We start from the raw sequence: 19,341 nt of genomic DNA on the forward strand, positions 1-19,341 counted from the left end.
CGCAGAAAAGCGCCCCTTTCCCGGCCACCACCGGCCTGATCTCTGTTCAGGCCAAGGATTCTTCGCCGGTCACTTGGCCGGGGCGCCGTCGCTGATACGCAGCTGGATGCGGCGCGAGCCCTGGTAATGCTCGGCACCGAGCGAGCCTGCAACATGCAGGTTGGCGCCGCGAGAATTGAGAAGCAGGTTGCCGAGCGGGGTTTCGGCGGCCCTGAAGGCGATGCCGTCGAGACGCGCGCCATCCATGGCTTCAAGGGTCACCTTCACATGCCGCTCGCCGACGAGGCGGGAATCACGCACACGATGCGCCGGCACGGCAAAGACCGGCTGGGAATGTCCAGAACCATAGGGACCGGCTGTTTCCAGACGGTCGATGAGCTCGATCGTTGCGCCGCTTGCGGCGATGGCACCATCGATTTTCAGCGTTTCGTTGGCGACAAGGGCGGCCACCGTCTTCTGCGCCTTCTCGGTGAAGAAAGCCCGTAGCAGGCCGAGCTTGCCACGCTCAACGGTCAGGCCGGCCGCCATGGCATGGCCACCGCCTTTGATGAGCAATCCTTCATCGACTGCCGATCGTACCATCCTGCCCATGTCGAAGCCATTGATCGAGCGGCCTGAACCGGTGCCCCTGCCCGACGGATCGAAGGCGATGGCGAACGCGGGACGCTTGAACTTCTCTTTGAGACGCGCAGCAATCAGGCCAACGATGCCAGGGTGCCATTTCTCATGCGCGGTGACGATGACGGAAGCGCCCTCGCCGTCTCCATATTCGGCAAGCGCTTCGGCCTCAGCCTCCTGCAGCATGATGGCTTCCATAGCCTGGCGCTCGCGATTGAGCTCGTCGAGACGCTGGGCGATGTCTTCGGCCTGCGCAGCGTCATCCAGCGTGAGCAGGCGGCTTCCGAGTGCCGCGTCGCCGATTCGCCCGCCGGCGTTGATGCGCGGGCCGATCAGGAAGCCGAAATGATAGGGTGTCACCGGCCCTGCCAGACCCGCTTTGCGGAAGAGTGCCGCAAGACCGGCATTGCTCTGGTGACGCGCAGCGACCAACCCCTTGACCACATAGGCGCGGTTGAGCCCTTTGAGAGGCACGACATCGCAGACAGTCGCGAGGGCAACGATATCCAGCCACTGAAGGAGATCGATCGCGAGAATGCGCTTGTCGCCAGCTTCGCGCAGCAGGCGCAGCGTCGCCACGAGCACCATGAAGACGACACCCGCCGCGCAGAGATGCCCCAGTCCGGAAAGATCGTCTTCGCGGTTTGGATTGACGAGGGAATGGCAGGGCGGCAGCTCGTGCGCCACCTGGTGGTGATCAATGACAACGACGTCGATGCTGCGATCCGCGGCAGCCGCCAGCGCCTCATGACTGGTGGAGCCGCAATCGACCGTTACGATCAGCCTCGCGCCGTTATCGATCAGCTGATTGATGGCAGTCGGATTGGGGCCATAACCTTCGAAGATGCGGTCGGGGATGTAGATATGCGCCTTGACGCCGAAATGCGTCAGGAAGCGATACATAAGCGCCGAGGATGCAGCGCCATCGACGTCGTAATCACCGAAAATCGCCACAGGTCCGCCCGCACGGATCGCTTCTGCAAGGCGCCTCGCAGCCTTTTCGCAGTCGGTTAGCCTGTGGGGATCGGGCATAAGGCTACGGATCGTCGGATCGAGGAATTCGACAGCCTCATCCACCGTCACGCCGCGCCCGGCGAGCACGCGGGCGATCAGGTCCGGCAGTCCGTGCATTTGCGACATGGCGAGCGCCCGGTTCTGCCCCGCCTGGTCGAGACGTGAAACCCAGCGATTGTCGAGTACGGATTTTTCGACCCCCAGAAAGGCGCGCGGTACCGGATCGACCAGATCTGCCATGCCAAACTCCGCTTTCATCATCTGCCCTTTTTACAGATGCGGACCGGATAGCAAAGCGGTGATTTCAGGCCTGTGGATTACCAGAAAATGGCCCAGATGACGAAGCCGATGATAAGCACCTGGACGAAGACGATCGAGAGCAGGATCAGGAGTGTCGCCCAATTCCGCCCCCGCTGCCCCTCGCACTCAAGGGCTGCTCTAAGCGCCGGATCAGCCGTGGGCAAGCCGGCTCGCGGACTCTCGATCTCCGTTCGAACATGATCATGCGTATGCTCTATATTCCTCAACCCACGACTCCAGCCGCTCCCAGGTTGAATATATCTATATCTGCACAGCTGTTAATATATTTTTTGGCAAAGTGCTTTGATTAACAACAGAAAACCTGTCCGGCCGACTCCAGATGGGCTTACCTGCTCCACACTGAAACAAAGCGTCAGGTTTCTTCCTTCGGGCGTTCGATGCGGATGACCTGCGGCTCTCCAACGAGGTAGCCCTCTTCCTTGATTGCGGCGACAGCCTTGCGCACGGAATCCTCCATCGTCGCATGGGTGACGAGGATGATCGTCTGGTGGTGCGACGGCGCCAGATGCTGTTTGGAACGCTGGACGATCGATTCCAGCGAAATGTGGTTTTCCGCCATGCGCGTGGCGACACTGGCGAAAACGCCAGTGCGGTCGAGAACGGTCAGGCGGATGAAATAGCCTCCCTCGTGGCTCTGGATCTGTGCCTTGCGATAAGGCTCCAGCGATTTCGCCGGATGGCCGAGGGCGGGAACGCGCTGGGCGCCGGGCTGGCTCTTGGCGATGTCGGCGATATCACCCAGCACCGAGGATGCTGTGGCATTGCCGCCGGCTCCCGGGCCAACCATCAGGAGTTCACCGAGGATATCAGATTCGATTGCGACCGCATTTGTGACACCATCGACCTGGGCGATGACCGAATCGACGGGCACCATGGTCGGATGCACGCGCTGCTCGATGCCGGTATCCGTGCGCTGGGCAACACCAAGCAGCTTGATGCGGTAGCCGAGATCAGCTGCCGCGCGGATATCCTCGATCGAAATATTGGTGATGCCTTCGAGATAGATATCGTCTGCAGCGATCCTGTTGCCGAAGGCGAGCGTCGTGAGGATCGAAAGCTTGTGGGCGGTGTCATTGCCTTCGATGTCGAAGGCCGGATCAGCCTCGGCGTAACCGAGACGCTGGGCTTCCTTCAGGCAATCGGCAAAAGACAGGCCTTCCTTCTCCATCTTGGTGAGGATGTAGTTGCAGGTGCCGTTCATGATACCGTAGACGCGCGAGATCGTGTTGCCCGTCAGCGATTCACGCAGCGCCTTGATAACAGGGATACCGCCGGCGACAGCCGCTTCGAAGTTCAGGAGCGAACCCTTTTCCTCGGCGATCGTTGCGAGATCGACGCCGTGATAGGCAAGCAGCGCCTTGTTGGCAGTCACCACATGGAGACCGCGGGAAAGAGCCGTGCGAACGGCGATGTTGGCAGCACCTTCAGCGCCGCCGATCAGCTCGACGAAAACGTCGATATCGGCCTTCTCGGCCAGTTCTTCAGGACGCTCGTACCAGGTGATGCCGGTCAGATCGATGCCACGGTCCTTCGTGCGGTCGCGCGCCGAAACTGCCGTAATCATCATCGGGCGGCCGCAGGTGACTGCAAGTTCGTTGCTCTTCTGCTCGATGATGCGAACAAGCGAGGCACCAACGGTACCCAAGCCCGCAATGCCGATTTTGAGGGCATCTGCCATGGATCGATCCTGAAATGTCTGGTGAGAGACAGCCGCAGATTCTGCGGCTGTCTTCAAGGTTGGAATTAACGGTGGGCGTTGAGCGAGATGACGTTGTGCATCGTCTCGTCTGCCGTCGACATGAACTTCTTGATGTTGCGCGCAGCCTGACGGATGCGGTGTTCGTTCTCGACAAGCGCCAGACGGACGTAGTCGTCACCCTGCTCGCCGAAGCCGATACCGGGGGCCACGGCGACGTCGGCCTTCTCGACCAAGAGCTTCGAAAATTCCAGCGAGCCGAGATGACGGAACTTCTCCGGGATCTTCGCCCAGGCGAACATGGTGGCAGCCGGCGGTGGTACTTCGAAACCAGCCTTGCCGAAGCTTTCGACCATGACATCCCGACGGCGCTTGTACACGTTGCGGACTTCCGCAATGTCGGATCCGTCGCCGTTCAGAGCGTGGGTCGCCGCAACCTGAATCGGGGTGAAGGCACCATAATCGAGGTAGGACTTCACGCGCGTCAGCGCCGCAATCAAGCGTTCGTTGCCGACTGCGAAGCCCATGCGCCAGCCGGGCATGGAGAAGGTCTTGGACATGGAGGTGAATTCAACCGTCACATCCATTGCGCCCGGAACCTGCAGAACCGACGGTGGCGGCTCGCCATCGAAATAGATTTCCGAGTAAGCGAGGTCCGAAAGCACGATGATGTCGTGCTTCTTCGCGAAGGCCACGACCTCCTTGTAGAAGTCGAGGGTTGCCACGAAAGCCGTCGGGTTCGACGGATAGTTCAGGATGAGCGCCAGCGGCTTCGGGATCGAATGACGTACGGCGCGCTCGAGCGGCGGGAAAAAGCTTTCGTCCGGCTCGACCGACATCGAACGGATCACGCCGCCGGCCATCAGGAAGCCGAAGGCATGGATCGGATAGGTCGGGTTCGGGCAGAGAATGACGTCGCCCGGCGCGGTGATCGCCTGCGCCATATTGGCGAAGCCTTCCTTGGAGCCGAGAGTGGCGACCACCTGCGTGTCCGGATTCAGCTTCACGCCGAATCGACGGGCATAATAGGCAGCTTGGGCACGGCGCAGGCCGGGAATGCCCTTGGAAGACGAATAGCGATGGGTGCGCGGGTCCTGGACGACTTCGCAGAGCTTGTCGACGATCGCCTGGGGCGTCGGAAGGTCAGGGTTCCCCATGCCGAGATCGATGATATCGGCCCCGCCCGCTCGCGCGCTCGCTTTCAAACGGTTGACCTGTTCGAAAACGTAAGGCGGCAAACGCCGGACTTTGTGAAACTCTTCCATCTCTTTCCCCATGGAAATGCGGCTAGTCGACCGCGTCGAAGCTCGTTCCGTCTCCCGGCATCTGCGATACGAGCTTCAGACTCGCAGCGCCGTATTCCTCTTGAACTCAAGCTGCGCGGCAAATCTTTGACGGAGAGGCCGCGCGTGAAGCGCATTATCGGGAAAATTGAATCTTCCGATCCATCCGGAAGGCTTTGCGTCCAAATCGCCTTAAAGGCAAGGCTTATTTGGTGATTTCAGAGAGCGTGTCGGCCCCATGCTCGGCGGCCAGCTTTCGCATCTCGGCAACGCGGCGCTGATATTCCGCTTCCGAGATGGTGCCTGCCCGACGCTTGGCGCTAAGGGCCGTCAGCTGATGCTGAAGTTCGGCCGCCTGCTCGTCGCTCATCTGCACGTTGGCGGCCGTCAGCGGAGCGCCGAATGTCGGATAACCATCCGGCGCCTTGTTGAGACCGCCTTCGACGGGTTCGCCCTTGGAGGCCGGCATGACAACTGCAGTCGGCGCAGCCATACGCTGGGCGAAAGCCTTCTTCTCCTCGGCGGTCTTGTTGCACCCGGCAAGCGCGAAGGCCGTGGCCGCGGCCGCCGCGCAGATTGCTGCGGTGCGGGTGAAGGTCGCGATTTGCCCAATGCCTGTCGTCGTCATGCCTGATGATCCAATCCTGCCTGCTTCGACTGTTAAATTCGTCGCAGCGACAAAGCAATAGCATGAGAGCGGGCGAGCGGAACTTGTTTTCTTCAACGCAGCAGATGTACAACGAATAAACAATGGGTGCTGCCGCCGGAGGAAATGCGTGACCGACAGCAAACAGGAGAATGGTGCCAAGCTGGGTTTCGACGCCAAGGATCTCGATCCCTATCTCCTGAAGGATCCTGAGGCCATGGCAATGAACTTCGCCCGCGCTCTCGAAAACCTCGGCAAGGCAGCTTCGGCGTGGCTCGCCCCACGCGAGCGCGGCGAAATCTCCGATACGGTCGTCGAGCCCGTCACCGACATGGTGAAGACGCTCTCCAGGGTGACGGAATACTGGATCTCCGATCCACGCCGCACGTTCGAAGCGCAGACGCAGCTCATGACCTCCTTCTTCGGCATCTGGATGCGCTCGATGCAGCGCATCCAGGGCGAGACGGTCGAACGGGAGGTCGAGCGCAAGGACAAGCGCTTTGCCGATGAGGACTGGCAGAAGAACCCCTTCTTCGAATTTCTAAAGCAGGTTTATTTCGTCACCGCTGACTGGGCTGAAAAGCTCGTTGCCGAAACCGAGGGACTGGACGAGCACACGAAGCACAAGGCCGGCTTCTATGTGAAACAGATCACAGCCGCGCTCTCGCCCACGAATTTCGTGATCACCAATCCGCAGGTCTACCGCGAGACCATAGCGACCAGCGGCGAGAATCTCGTGCGCGGCATGAAGATGCTGACCGAAGATATCATTGCCGGCCACGGCGAATTGCGGCTACGCCAGACCGATATGACCAAATTTGCCGTCGGCCGCGATATGGCGCTGACGCCGGGCAAGGTAATTGCTCAGAATGAGATCTGCCAGATCATCCAGTATGAGCCGTCAACGGAAACTGTGCTGAAGCGGCCGTTGCTGATCTGCCCGCCGTGGATCAACAAGTTTTATATTCTCGATCTCAACCCAGAGAAATCCTTCATCAAATGGTGCGTGGATCAGGGACATACCGTCTTCGTTATCTCCTGGGTCAATCCCGATAGCCGTCATGCTCTCAAAGACTGGACTGCTTACGCAAGGGAAGGCGTCGATTTCGCGTTGGAGACGGTGGAGAAGTCGACCGGTGAGAAAGAGGTCAACGCCATCGGCTACTGCGTCGGCGGCACGCTACTCGCTGCCACGCTGGCCCTGCATGCGCAAGAGAAGAACAAGCGTATCAAGAGCGCGACGCTCTTTACCACGCAGGTCGATTTCACCCATGCTGGCGACCTCAAGGTCTTCGTCGACGAGGAGCAGCTTCAGGCATTGGAAGCGCATATGCAAGAGCTCGGCTATCTCGACGGGTCGCGCATGTCGACGGCCTTCAATATGCTCCGGGCGAGCGAGCTCATCTGGCCCTATTTCGTCAACAATTATCTGAAGGGCCAGGAACCCCTGCCCTTCGACTTGCTGTTTTGGAATGCCGATTCTACGCGCATGGCAGCGGCCAATCATGCCTTCTACCTGCGCAACTGCTATCTCAGGAATGCGCTGACAAGGGATGAGATGGTCCTCGACGGCAAGACCATCTCGCTGAAAAACGTCAAAATCCCGATCTACAACCTTGCGACGCGCGAGGATCATATTGCGCCGGCCAAGTCTGTCTTCCTCGGCAGCCAGTTCTTCGGCGGTAAGGTGCAGTTCGTCGTCGCTGGCTCCGGCCATATTGCAGGCGTCGTCAACCCGCCCGACAAGAACAAGTACCAGTTCTGGACCGGTGGTCCGGCCAAGGGCGACTATGACGCCTGGCTTGCCAAGGCAAAGGAAACGACAGGCTCCTGGTGGCCGCACTGGCATGCCTGGATCGAAGCGCAGGAAAACAAGCGCGTTGCGGCGCGCAATCCCGGCGGCACTGCGCTCAATGCCATCGAGGAAGCTCCCGGCAGCTATGTGATGGCGCGGAGCTGACACCGAATCGCCTCTCACCGAGCGACGATAATCGGGCAGCTGCCCGCCTTTGAAAAATAGCTTTTGCTAAAATATTCCGTCTCTTTTTGCGACAATCGAAGCCGAACGCCGCGCCTGTAAACCAATTGGAAACCATAGTTCGTCATCCTTAAGAAACGGTCGCATGCCGCGGAAAGGCCCAAATTCGGCCTTTTTGGGCAGTTAGCGGCTCCGGCATTGATCAGTTGTCAGTGTTGCCGGCCTGCGTAGCGAGTTCTGGAAGACGAGTAGAGTATGGCGTTTGCAGTAGGGACGTTCAATGACGTCGCCCCTTTTGGCGGATCCGCTGTTCGTTTGGGCAGATCTCGCAGCTTTCTTACCGGCATCGCAATCGCCGGACTTTTGACCTCCACGTGGCTTATCGGCACTGTTGCAACGATGCAATCCGTGTCGGTGCCGTTCTCCTCACAAAAGGAGATTGCTCGCGTCACGGCGGCACCGAGGGCAACACCTGTTGCCGTCGTGCATAAGCGCCTGATCCACGTGAACAAAGCGTCACGCCTGGCGGCATTCGATGCCAAGCCGGTTGTGCCTCTGACGGCACAGTTGATCCAGTCGCATGCCGAGAAGACATCGGCTGCCTCGAATGCAGCCCTGGCGCTTGCGAAGACCAACCGTCTGCCCGTTGCCGTCGCGCAACTTCAGCCGGTTGCCGTCTCCGATAATCCGCGCTTCCACAAGGAAGACACGCTAAAGGCGCCGGCAACCGTCGTCGAGACCGCTTCTGCCGACGATGATGCCGACCGGATCATCATTCCGTCCAAGGAAGCTGTCGCTGCCGCAGAAATGCCGGCCATGCTCGCCCTTGCCGAAGCCGGACCCCGTGTAATGCCTGCTCCCATCGAGCCGACGCCGGTCAACCGCGCTGCCGCTCCTACCGCCGATAAACCGACAGAGGTGGAAGTTGCCGAGGCAGACGGCAGTCCACAGCCTTTCGATTTGGTTCTTGCACCCGATGAGGATTCCGTACCGCTGCCGATGGCGCGGCCTGACGGCCTCGTCGGCAAACCGGCGCCGGCCTCCAGGGGTTCTCAGCGCGCGGCTGAGCCTGTGCTTGCCTATGCCAAGCCGAATTCGCCGATCGAGGATGACGACGACGATGCCGTGCCGCGCTATGACAAGCCGGTCTTTTCACCGCGCCTGCGCGCCGGTGTCGCGATATACGACATCGAAAACGCTACCGTCTATTTGCCGAACGGCGAGCGGCTGGAGGCCCATTCTGGTCTGGGAAAGATGCGTGACAATCCGCGCTATATTGATCAGAAGATGCGCGGACCGACGCCGCCGCACACCTATAACCTGACGATGCGTGAAGCTCTGTTCCATGGCGTCGCGGCCATTCGTCTAACACCGGTGCAGGGTTCGGACGCGATCTTCAACCGCGTCGGTCTGTTGGCGCACACCTACATGCTTGGCAAGAACGGCGATTCCAACGGCTGCGTTTCCTTCAAGGATTATAAGCGCTTCCTCGCCGCCTACAGGCGCGGCGAAATCCGCCAGCTCGTCGTTGTGCCGCGGATGAACAACAAGCCGGCTTCGACACTCGCTTCGCTCTTCTCCTCGCGCTCCTAAAGATTGTCCGCGAGGAAATCGGCAAGCGATCGGCTCTCCGCCGAGAGGCGCAGCTTTCCCCTGACAAGCGCAAGTTCGGAGGCCGGTTGCGGATCGAACCCGTCGACCGCGGCAAGCTGGCGATGTTCCGGCAGGACCGCATCCGACGGCAGCAGGCTTATGCCAAGGCCGGAAGCAACTGCGGCCTGAACGCCCATCAAACCCTGGCTCGTATAGGCGATGCGCCAACGCCGACCACTGCGCTCGATGAAGCGGATCGCCCGTTCACGATAGATGCATCCCACAGGAAAAACCGCAAGCGGCACCGTCGCATCCTTGATGGGCCGGCTCATGCTCTCGACCCAGACCAGCTCCTCCGTCCAGCTGGCCAGACAGGCGCCATCGCCAGGTTCTCGTTTGATCAGTGCCAGATCGATGTCACCGGCGTCGAGAAGGCGGCGAAGCGCTATGCTCCATCCGCTGACGGTGTCGAGCCTTATGTGCGGCGAGGCAGCCGAAAAGCCGGAGAGAAGATCGATAAGCCTGCGGCCGGCAAAGTCCTCGGGAACACCAAGGCGCACGGTCTTGGGTGCAGAGGGCTTACGCATGACGTCCATCGCCTCTTCCGCCGTCGCCAACAGACGCCGCGCATAACTCAAGAGCACTTCACCCTCTTCCGTCGTCTGGACGCCGCCGGTCGACTTGTCCCGCAAGAGCAGGCTGTGGCCGATATTAGCCTCAAGTTTCTTGATCTGCTGACTGACAGTGGACTGGGTCAGATGAATGCGCTCTGCCGCACGCGTAAAGCCGCCGGAGTCGACCACGACCGCGAAGGTGCGAAGAAGATCGAGGTCGAAAGCGAAGCTCATTCGATTTTCCAATGCCAATGATTTCGACATTTAATTTCTCAATGAGCTGCATCTTTGTCAACATGAGGCAAATCATGGAGACGAGAGATGACACTTCCCGGAAACCGGCCGACCTGGCTGACCTTCGATTGTTACGGTACGCTGATCCAATGGGATGAAGGGCTGCTCGCCGCCATGGATGCGATCCTGTCCGCCAAGGGTGGCGACATCGACCAGACCGCCTTCATCGCCGTCTATGATCGCCATGAACACGAGTTGGAAGAGCAGAAGCCGCACCGGTCCTTCAAGCAGGTGGCAGCGCTTGCGCTCGAGTTGGCAATGAGAGAATTCGGACTGCCGTTCGATCCTGCCGATGCCGATCTTTTGACGTCCTCGATTGGCGGGATGCCACCCTTCCCCGAAGTCGTCGCTACGCTCGGCAAGTTGAAAGGGGCCGGTTTCCGCCTTGCCATCATTTCCAATACCGACGACGCGATCATTGCCGGCAATGTCGCCCAGCTCGGCGGCTTTGTTGACCGGGTGATCACCGCGGAACGGGCTGAAGCCTACAAGCCGTCGCCACAGATCTTCCGGCATGCCTGGAAGACGCTCGGCATTGGCATGGATGATCTCGTGCATATCTGCGCGAGCCCGCATCTTGACCTTGCCGCGGCGCGCGAACTCGGTTTTCGTACGATCTGGGTGGATCGCGGCACCGGCCGCAAGCCGCTCAGCGACTACCGCCCCAACGAAATCGTGCCGACGCTCGACAAGGTACCTGGCCTATTTGCCGCAAACGGCTGGATGTAATTGACGCTATTGGAGACAAGACATGGCCCATGAACTGAACCTGGCGACGGGACATCAGACGACCCTGCGAAACCTGCCGCTCGATACGGAAGAAATCTGGCAGGCACGTGTCGAGCTGGCAGCGTGCCTCAGGATGGCTGCGCGGCTCGGGCTCGAGGAAGGCATCTGCAATCATTTCTCCGCCGTCGTGCCAGGCCATTCAGATCTCTTCCTGGTCAACAGGCTTGGCTGGGCCTTTCAGGAGGCCACCGCCTCGTCGCTGTTGATCTGCGATTTCGAAGGCAATGTCGTCGCTGGCGACGGTGTGCCTGAAGCAACCGCCTTCTTCATTCATGCCCGCCTGCACAAGATGTCTCCACGCGTCGGTGCAGCGTTCCATACCCACATGCCGAATGCCACAGCGCTCAGCATGGTCGAAGGTGACCCCTTCGTCTGGGCCGGACAGACGGCCCTGAAATTTTACGGCCGTGTCGCCGTCGATGAAAACTATAACGGACTGGCGCTCGATGAGCGCGAAGGCGACAGGATTGCCACGGTACTCGGTGACAAGGACATCCTGTTCATGAAGAACCATGGCGTGATGGTCTGCGCACCCAATATCGCCGAGGCCTGGGACGACCTCTACTACCTGGAGCGTGCCGCGGAGGTTCAACTTAAGGCGATGAGCACCGGGCGGTCGCTGATCTCCGTGCCGACCGAAATTGCCGAACAGGCGGCCAGGCAGATGCGCGAAGGCGATCCTGAAAGTGCGCGCCTGCATCTCGAAAGCGTCAGACGCGTCCTCGACCGGCAAGCGCCGGAATATCGGACCTGAATCGTGCCTATTTCAGCCAGGCGCCGATGCGCTCCAACGCCTCGGCGATCTCGGCCTCCGAACCAGCGTAAGACATACGCAGGGTGCGCGGCCCTTCAACCGGGTCGAAATCGAGGCCAGGCGTGGCGGCGACATTGATCTCCGCCAACATGCGCCGTGCGAAGTCCATGCTGTCATTGGTGAAGCGCGAGACATCGACATAGGCGTAGAATGCACCGTCCATCGGTGACGCGGTCGCAAGGCCCATCTTCGGCAGGCGGTCGAGCAGCAGGTCGCGGTTGGCGGCATAACTTGCCTTGACGCCATCCAGCTCGTGGCTGGCACCAAGCGCGGCGGTAGCGGCGATCTGCGAAAGCTCCGGCGGAGAGATATAGAGGCTCTGGGCGACACGCTCGATCGGACGCGACAGCCGCTCAGGCAGCACCATCCAACCGATGCGCCAACCGGTCATGCAGTAATATTTGGAGAATGAGTTGATGACGATCGCCTCATCCGTCAGCTCCAGCGCGCTCGTCTCTTCCCCGGCAAAGGTCAGGCCGTGATAAATCTCATCCGAGATGAAGGCGATGTCGTTGGCGTCGCAGTAGATAGCAAGTGCTTTCAGGCCTTCGCGGCCGGTCACCGTGCCGGTGGGATTTGCCGGGCTTGCAAGCAGCACGCCCTTCAGCTTGACGCCCTTTTGCGCCTGGATCGCTTCGAGGCTTTCTGGCGTCAATGTGAAATGCGTTTCTGATGTGACGGGCACTTCGACCACATCAAGGCCAAGGGCACCGAGGATGTTGCGGTAGGCGGGATAGCCCGGCCGGGCGATCGCGACGGCATCGCCAGCGTCGAAAAGCGACAGGAAGGCGAGATTGAAAGCAGCCGACGAACCGGTGGTGATCGCAATACGCGCAGGATCGATCTCAAGACCGTGGCGGTCGCGATAGTGCTTGGCAAGCCCGTGTTTCAACTGGGCTGTGCCGAGCGCATCCGTGTAACCGAGCCTCCCTTCGACAAGCGCGGCGCGGGCGGCTTCAAGGGCTGCTTGAGGTGCTGGATGCGAGGGCTGGCCGACTGCCATGGAAATGACAGGGTGACCGGCCGCTCGTCGTTTCGTCGCTTCGGCCAGAACATCCATGGCGTGGAACGGTTCGACTTCGCTGCGTTTCGAGATGGAAAACAAGATCACTTCCTGAGTAGCTCAAACTAACGGCCAGACAATTGCCGCAATAATCGGCTCATCACAATCCCGCGAGGGCTTGGATCGGAGGAAAATTCCTGTTTGATGGCGGCCCGACGCGCCGTACTTTGATCCGACGCATCCAAGCCCATTAACCCGGCGATGGTATTTCCGCTTCGAGAATCCATCAGCCGACGACGAGGATACCATGGCCTTCTTCTCCAAAACGCTCACTGCGCTCGCGCTTGCAGCCTCCATCGTCCTTCCAGCTCAAGCGTTCGCATTCGATGATCAGCAGAAGAAGGAACTTGGCGAATTCATCAAGCAGTATCTGATCGAAAATCCGGAGATCATGCTCGACGTGCAGGACGCGCTGCAGAAGAAGCAGCAGATGGCCCAGCAGGTGAAGGCCACCATGGCGATCGAGAACAACACCGACGGCATCTTCGATTCCAAATATGACGTGACGCTCGGCAACCCGAAGGGCGATGTCACGGTCGTCGAGTTCTTCGATTATAACTGCACCTATTGCCGCCACGCCCTGCCCGACATGCAGGCGCTGTTGAAGCAGGACAAGAATGTCCGCTTCGTGCTGAAGGAATTCCCGATCCTCGGCCCGGATTCGGTTGCCGCGCACCGCGTGGCCGATGCTTTCCGCCGGCTTGCGCCGGAAAAATACGGTGATTTCCACGTCGCACTGCTCGGCAGCGATGGCCGCGCCTCCGAAGACACCGCAATGCAGGTCGCCTCTTCCCTTGGCGTCAGCGAAGACAAGATCCGCGCTGAGATGAAAAAGAACCCGAACGACGATATCGTACAGACGACCTATCAGCTTGCGGCGAATCTCGGCATCAGCGGCACACCGTCCTATGTGATCGGCACCGAAATGGTGCCCGGCGCCGTCGGCCTCGACGATCTCGAAGCCAAGGTGAAGAACATGCGGGCCTGCGGCAAGACGAGTTGCTAACCGCCTGATCGCGCGGAGCGTGAATTGCGGCTCCAGCCAGCACCCGATCAGTATGTATAACCTCCTGAACGGCATTACGCAGAACTCTCACGTTCTGCGGACGGAAGACTTCGGCTTGTCCAAAGCTGGCCGAGGTTTTCGGTCACAACTCGGTTGGGGCTTTGAAACAAGTAATCGCCTGAAAGCTAGTTGAAAGCTTCAACCCCATAGAAAAAGGCAGCATCGTGGAGGAGACACGGTCAAGGTGACGAGACGACGATGCATTTGGATCATCAGGAGGAGATTTCCATGCGTTCTTCACGCAGCCTTTTTCACACCGTCGCTTTTTCCGCTCTTCTTGCCGCGTCATCCTTTGTTGCGAGCGGCGCAAACGCAGCCGACAAGATCACCATCATGGTCGGCGGCTATGAGAAGCAGATCTATCTGCCCGCCAAGCTCGCCGAATCGCTCGGCTACTTCAAGGACGAAGGACTCGATGTCGAGCTGCTGAACGAAGCGGCCGGCGTCGATGCCGAAAACCAGCTTCTGGCCGGCGCCGTCCAGGGCGTCGTCGGCTTCTACGATCATTGCGTTGACCTGCAGGCCAAGGGCAAGTTCGTCGAATCCATCGTCCAGTTCAGCCAGGCACCGGGCGAAGTAGAGATGGTCTCGAGCAAGCATCCCGAGATCAAGTCGCCGGCCGATTTCAAGGGCAAGAGTCTCGGCGTCACCGGTCTCGGCTCGTCTACCAACTTTCTCACTCTCTTCATGGCGTCCAAGGCTGGCCTGCAGCCGGGCGACGTCGTCACCGTCCCGGTCGGCGCCGGCGGCACCTTCATCGCCGCCATGCAGCAAGACCAGATCCAGGCCGGCATGACGACCGAGCCGACGATCTCGCGCATGGTCAAGACCGGCGAGGCAAACGTTCTCGTCGACATGCGCACCGTGGAAGCGACCCGCCAGGCACTCGGCGGCACCTACCCGGCCGCCTCGCTCTATATGGAAACCGCCTGGGTCGATGCGCATAAGGACGAGGCTCAGAAACTCGCCAATGCCTTCGTCAAGACACTGAAATACATCAACACGCATTCTGCCGCCGATATCGCCGACAAGATGCCGAAAGATTTCTACGTCGGTGACAAGGACGGCTATATCAAGGCTCTCGACGAGGGCAAGGGCATGTTCACGCCAGACGGCGTCATGCCGGAAGATGGTCCAAAGACCGTGCTTGCCGTGCTCTCGGAGTTCTCCAAGAACGTGAAAGGCAAGCAGATCGACCTTTCCAAGACCTATACGACGGAATTCGTCAAGAACGTCAAGTAAGGCCGTCGCGCTGCTTCCGGCTCAAATCGGAAGCGGCGTCCGTTCGATCATGGGCATCGCGTGCACGCGCCCTGAAAGCACGCCTCAGGTTTCACCATGCAACAGGACAACAACCAGATTCCGGCGATCGAGCTGATCAATGTCAGCCGTCGTTTCGTCTCGCCAACCGGCAAGTCGCTGACAGCCTTGCGTGATTTCAACATGACAGTTGCCCGTGGCGAGTTCGTCGCCGTCGTAGGCCCGACCGGCTGCGGCAAATCGACGACGCTCAATCTCGTGACAGGCCTCGCCCGCCCCTCGGCCGGCGAAGTTCGCCTCATGGGCGGACCGATCACCGGCATCGACCCGCGTGTCGGCTTTGCCTTCCAGACGGATGCGCTCTTTCCCTGGAAGAACGTCATCGAGAACGTCATGGCCGGCCCGCTGTTTCGCGGCAAGTCGCGCACCGAGGCAGAAAAAAGCGCCCGCGATTGGCTCGCCCGCGTCGGTCTTTCGAAGTTCCTCCATCACTACCCCCATCAGCTGTCAGGCGGCATGCGCAAGCGGGTCTCGCTGGCGCAGACCTTTATCAATGAGCCGGAAATCCTACTGATGGACGAGCCCTTCTCGGCGCTCGACGTGCAGACCCGCACGGTCATGCATGAAGAACTGCTGAAGCTCTGGGCCGAACGCAAGGCTTCCGTGGTCTTCGTCACCCACGACCTCGAAGAGGCCGTGGCGCTTGCTGACAAGGTCTATGTACTCACTGCTGGCCCTGCCACGGTCAAGTCGGTCTACCCGATCGATCTTCCCCGCCCACGCGTCGTTTCGGAGATCCGCTACGAGCAGAGCTTCATCGACTACTGCAAGACGATTTGGGAGGACCTGCGCGAAGAGGTCGAAACCAGCTACCGCCGCGCAAGCGAAGCGGCTTGACGGGAGGATATCATGGCACACACGACTTTCGAGGCCGGTTCGGCCACCCTGTTTCGCCCGGGCACCTCAGATGCCGAGATCGAAGCCTCCGCAATGAAAGCGATACGCCGGCGCAACACGCTCGTGCGCTTCTGGCAGATCGCTATCCTGGTCTTCGTCATCGGCATGTGGGAGCTCTCTTCCAACATGCAGTGGATCGATCCGTTCTTCTATTCCAGCCCAAGCGGCGTGCTTCAACGCCTTTACGAATGGGCGACCGAAGGCACGACGGAAGGCTCACTCTGGTATAATCTTTGGGTGACGATGGAAGAGGCGCTGATCGGCTTCTTCGCGGGCTCGATCACCGGCGTCTTCGTCGGTATCGGCCTCGGCCGCAACCGTTTCCTGTCGGATATCTTCTCCGTCTACATCAAGGCCATCAACTCGATCCCGCGCGTCGTGCTTGCGCCGATTTTCATCATGATCATGGGTCTGGGCCTGCCGTCCAAGGTGGCGCTCGCCTTCATCATGGTCTTTTTCGTCGTCTTTGCGAACGCCTTCCAGGGCGTGCGAGAAGCCGACCGCAACATGATCGCCAATGCACGAATCCTTGGTGCTTCCGACTGGCAGGTCACGCGTACGGTCGTCATTCCCTCGGCGATGAGCTGGATATTTGCAAGCCTGCACGTTTCTTTCGGCTTCGCCATCATCGGCGCAATCGTCGGCGAATTCGTCGGTGCCCGCTTCGGCATCGGCCAGCTCATCTCGATCGCCAAGGGCACGTTCGACGCGGCCGGCATGTTCGCAGCGATCCTACTTGTCATGGTCGTCACGCTCTTTGCCGAGTTCATCATGACGCTGATCGAGAACCGTCTTGCGAAATGGCGTCCGCAACAACACATAGACACGCAGTAAAACGATCGTCGTCCTCCCAAGGCAGATCGAACGAAGCGAAGGCCGGGCTAGTAGTTGCCCGGCCTTCTTTCATTTCTGACTCGGTTGTTTTTCAGGCTTGGCTTCATTTGATCGGGAGTCGCACGGTAACGACGAGACCGCCGCCGTCGGCTTCCGAGAGCGTGACATTACCGCCAGCACCATCGACAACTTCGCGAACGATGGAAAGACCGAGACCGCTCCCCTCGGCTTCTGTCCCGATGATCCGGTAGAATCGCTCGAAGACCTGCGCACGCTCGGCCTCCGGAATGCCCGGTCCATTGTCTTCGACCGTGACGATCGCCTGCCCGTCCGCCTGTCTCACCGCAACGGTGACCCGGCCGTTCGGGCGAGTATACCGGATCGCATTGTCGATGAGGTTGACCAGCATTTCGCGCAACATCGTCCCGTCGCCTTCAACGACGACAGGGCCGTCTGCTTCGAGACCTACATCGATATAACGCCTCAGCGCCTCCTCGGCATACACCTCCAGGATTTCGCGAGCCGCCCTGCTCAAATCGGTCGCGTCGGCCCGCGGCCGGCGGCTTCCCGGTTCTGCGCGCGACAAGGTCAGAAGCTGGCTTGCGAGACGCGAAATCTGCCTGGTGCTATCGCGCAGGGCGGCAAGCGCCTCATCGCGGCGATCGGCATCCTTCTCGCGTGCGGCAACACTTGCCTGCGTCGATATCAGCGCGAGAGGTGTACGCAGCTGATGAGCGGCATTCGACACGAACCGGCGTTGCGCCGCCATTTGGCCCTGGACGCGCTCCATATGATCGTTCAACGCGTGGACCAGCGGTTGGAGCTCCGTCTGCACCATCTCGGGCGGCAGGGGATCAAGGCGATTGCGGCCGCGCTCGCGCACGGCATCCCTTAGCCTGAGGGCCGGGGCAAGGCCCCTTTGAAGCCCGAGTATGGTGACGAGGCTCGCGACGAAGACGAGGATGAACTGTTTCGAGAAATCGGAAAGCCAGAGCTGCCGTCGCATGGCGTACTGGCTATTGTGCGTGACCGCGACCGTAACGGAGATTGCGCCATCGCCCGGCAGGCCGACGACCGGATGGTCGAGCATCATGATACGGACGTCGGCGCCGTGGAATATTCGATCCTCGCCGACACGCTGGATAGCCGGCAACGGCATGTCGGGAAAGCCGCTCACCAGGCTGCCCCATGGCGTTATGACCTGATAGAAAACACGATCGCCAAAGCCGGTATCGAACATTTCGAGCGCGGCAGGCGGTACGTCCACCTGCGTGTTCCCACCCTCATCGACACGGACAGCCTCTGCGATCGCGCGGGCCGAAGCCAGGAGCGTCCGATCTGTAACGAGCTTTGCCGTCGCATCCGCCGTCCAGAAGCTGTCGTAGAGATTGAAACCAATAGCTCCGAACAAGGTGAGCAGAACCCAGCAGAGCAGTTGCACCCGAAGACTTTTGCTGAGTTGAACGACGGTCGCACCGACCTTCTGGAGCAAGCTACTGGACATATCTGAGCAAGTAACCAAGCCCGCGCAAAGTTGCGATCTGAACCGAGCTGCCTTCAAGCTTTTTTCGAAGCCTATGGACGTATATCTCGATGGCGCTCGGGTCAGCCTCATCATCGAAACCGAACACGCCTTCGGACAGAGCGGCTTTGGAAACGGTAGTACCTGCCTTCATCACAAGCTGTTCAAGGACGCCATATTCCCGCGGCGTCAGTTGCAAAGGCTCGCCCGCGACGAAAAACTGCCGCGTGCCTCCCGAGAAAAGCAAATCGCCGATGACGATCTCGGACGATGCCCGGTCCTGCCCGCGGCGTACGACCGCACGGATCCGTGCTTCAAGCTCCGCGATCTCGAAAGGCTTGGCGAGATAATCGTCGGCGCCGCTGTCCAACCCACTCACACGGCCATCCAGGCTCGCATTCGCCGTGAGGATAATGACCGGCAACTTGCTGCCTGATTGCCTCAGCCTTTTCAAGAGCGTCAGTCCGTCAAGCTTCGGCAGCGAAAGATCGAGGATCATCGCGGAGTATTCGGCCACCTTCAGCATATGCTCGGCGTCCTCGCCGTCATGGGCAATATCGACCGCATACTGTGCCTGCCGCAGGGCTTTACCCAGCCAGGCCGCAAGATCCTTGTTGTCCTCCACCACGAGCAGTCTCATTCGTTCTCCTTAGCACGCGGAAGCAGTGTGCTGAAGCTCGGAGCTTCGCCGTTCGAACCGGATGCACGATTGCCTCGCCGCCAGGAAGTATCCGGCGATGGCCCCTCCCACCCAGTTCAACAGATCGCATTGCCAAACCTCTCCCAACGAACGCTTCGGGGAGCGCTCATCAATTCGCCTGAATCGAAGCGTTTCAGCCATGTGGACAAACATAGCCCGAGGTTTGCTGCCGATTCTGTAAGGGCTTTCAATAAGCCCGCGCGGAGTCTATAGGTGGCGCTCGCGCATTCCCGTGCCTTTGCCGCCGAGAGGCTGCCACAGGGCACGATGAATACAGTG

The 19,341-nt window shown here is 59.9% G+C and carries 16 protein-coding genes; 8 read left to right on the plus strand and 8 right to left on the minus strand.

Annotated features, from left to right (window positions below; all coding sequences use genetic code 11):
* Window positions 1-69: 69 nt before the first annotated feature.
* From recJ to FHX08_RS08625, 4 genes are all read right to left on the minus strand, one after another.
* Window positions 70-1,872: a single-stranded-DNA-specific exonuclease RecJ gene (gene recJ / locus FHX08_RS08610; RefSeq protein ID WP_132651373.1), complete on the minus strand. Its 1,803-nt coding sequence runs from the start codon at window positions 1,870-1,872 to the stop codon at window positions 70-72.
* Between the two features lie 433 nt (window positions 1,873-2,305).
* A complete protein-coding gene (locus FHX08_RS08615; protein WP_132651372.1) occupies window positions 2,306-3,631 on the minus strand; it encodes a homoserine dehydrogenase in 1,326 nt (441 codons plus the stop codon).
* 65 nt (window positions 3,632-3,696) lie between these two features.
* Window positions 3,697-4,914: an LL-diaminopimelate aminotransferase gene (locus FHX08_RS08620; RefSeq protein ID WP_132651371.1), complete on the minus strand. Its 1,218-nt coding sequence runs from the start codon at window positions 4,912-4,914 to the stop codon at window positions 3,697-3,699.
* 223 nt (window positions 4,915-5,137) lie between these two features.
* Complete coding sequence (locus FHX08_RS08625; RefSeq protein WP_132651370.1) at window positions 5,138-5,560, minus strand: hypothetical protein; 423 nt, start codon at window positions 5,558-5,560, stop codon at window positions 5,138-5,140.
* Between the two features lie 148 nt (window positions 5,561-5,708).
* On the opposite strand from FHX08_RS08625, the gene phaC reads away from it, so the two are divergent.
* Together phaC and FHX08_RS08635 are read left to right on the plus strand one after the other, a co-directional pair.
* Window positions 5,709-7,538, plus strand: coding sequence for a class I poly(R)-hydroxyalkanoic acid synthase (gene phaC, locus FHX08_RS08630; protein ID WP_132651369.1), 1,830 nt, complete (start codon window positions 5,709-5,711; stop codon window positions 7,536-7,538).
* A gap of 273 nt (window positions 7,539-7,811) precedes the next feature.
* Window positions 7,812-9,149 carry a tlde1 domain-containing protein gene (locus FHX08_RS08635; RefSeq protein ID WP_132651368.1) on the plus strand — a complete coding sequence of 446 codons (1,338 nt, stop codon included), beginning with the start codon at window positions 7,812-7,814 and terminating at the stop codon, window positions 9,147-9,149.
* Here the strand turns inward: FHX08_RS08635 and FHX08_RS08640 are convergent.
* A complete protein-coding gene (locus FHX08_RS08640; protein WP_132651367.1) occupies window positions 9,146-9,997 on the minus strand; it encodes a LysR family transcriptional regulator in 852 nt (283 codons plus the stop codon). The two genes, FHX08_RS08635 and FHX08_RS08640, sit on opposite strands and share 4 nt — an antisense overlap.
* An 87-nt stretch (window positions 9,998-10,084) precedes the next feature.
* Between FHX08_RS08640 and FHX08_RS08645 the strand changes: the two genes are divergently transcribed.
* Window positions 10,085-10,786 carry a haloacid dehalogenase type II gene (locus FHX08_RS08645; protein WP_132651366.1) on the plus strand — a complete coding sequence of 234 codons (702 nt, stop codon included), beginning with the start codon at window positions 10,085-10,087 and terminating at the stop codon, window positions 10,784-10,786.
* Between the two features lie 22 nt (window positions 10,787-10,808).
* Window positions 10,809-11,600 carry an aldolase gene (locus FHX08_RS08650; RefSeq protein WP_132651365.1) on the plus strand — a complete coding sequence of 264 codons (792 nt, stop codon included), beginning with the start codon at window positions 10,809-10,811 and terminating at the stop codon, window positions 11,598-11,600.
* A gap of 7 nt (window positions 11,601-11,607) precedes the next feature.
* On the opposite strand, the gene FHX08_RS08655 is transcribed toward FHX08_RS08650, so the two are convergent.
* On the minus strand, window positions 11,608-12,765 hold the full coding sequence (locus FHX08_RS08655) for a pyridoxal phosphate-dependent aminotransferase (RefSeq protein WP_132651364.1): 1,158 nt from the start codon (window positions 12,763-12,765) through the stop codon (window positions 11,608-11,610).
* A 205-nt stretch (window positions 12,766-12,970) separates the two neighbouring features.
* Here FHX08_RS08655 and FHX08_RS08660 point away from each other — a divergent pair, with 205 nt between their 5' ends.
* From FHX08_RS08660 to FHX08_RS08675, 4 genes are all read left to right on the plus strand, one after another.
* Window positions 12,971-13,729: a DsbA family protein gene (locus FHX08_RS08660; protein ID WP_132651363.1), complete on the plus strand. Its 759-nt coding sequence runs from the start codon at window positions 12,971-12,973 to the stop codon at window positions 13,727-13,729.
* A gap of 288 nt (window positions 13,730-14,017) precedes the next feature.
* Entirely contained in the window at window positions 14,018-15,031 is a 1,014-nt protein-coding gene (locus FHX08_RS08665) for an ABC transporter substrate-binding protein (protein WP_132651362.1), read from the plus strand.
* A 96-nt stretch (window positions 15,032-15,127) separates the two neighbouring features.
* Window positions 15,128-15,946 (plus strand): ABC transporter ATP-binding protein, encoded by an 819-nt coding sequence (locus FHX08_RS08670; protein WP_132651361.1) that lies wholly within the window; start codon window positions 15,128-15,130, stop codon window positions 15,944-15,946.
* Between the two features lie 12 nt (window positions 15,947-15,958).
* Window positions 15,959-16,840, plus strand: coding sequence for an ABC transporter permease (locus FHX08_RS08675; protein ID WP_132651360.1), 882 nt, complete (start codon window positions 15,959-15,961; stop codon window positions 16,838-16,840).
* A 103-nt stretch (window positions 16,841-16,943) separates the two neighbouring features.
* On the opposite strand, the gene FHX08_RS08680 is transcribed toward FHX08_RS08675, so the two are convergent.
* Window positions 16,944-18,344 carry a sensor histidine kinase gene (locus FHX08_RS08680; RefSeq protein WP_132651359.1) on the minus strand — a complete coding sequence of 467 codons (1,401 nt, stop codon included), beginning with the start codon at window positions 18,342-18,344 and terminating at the stop codon, window positions 16,944-16,946.
* Window positions 18,334-19,002 (minus strand): response regulator, encoded by a 669-nt coding sequence (locus FHX08_RS08685; protein WP_132651358.1) that lies wholly within the window; start codon window positions 19,000-19,002, stop codon window positions 18,334-18,336. Before FHX08_RS08685 ends, FHX08_RS08680 begins: the two co-directional genes overlap by 11 nt.
* Window positions 19,003-19,341 lie beyond the last annotated feature (339 nt).

Source organism: Rhizobium sp. BK529, from assembly GCF_014194105.1.
Lineage (GTDB): Bacteria > Pseudomonadota > Alphaproteobacteria > Rhizobiales > Rhizobiaceae > Rhizobium.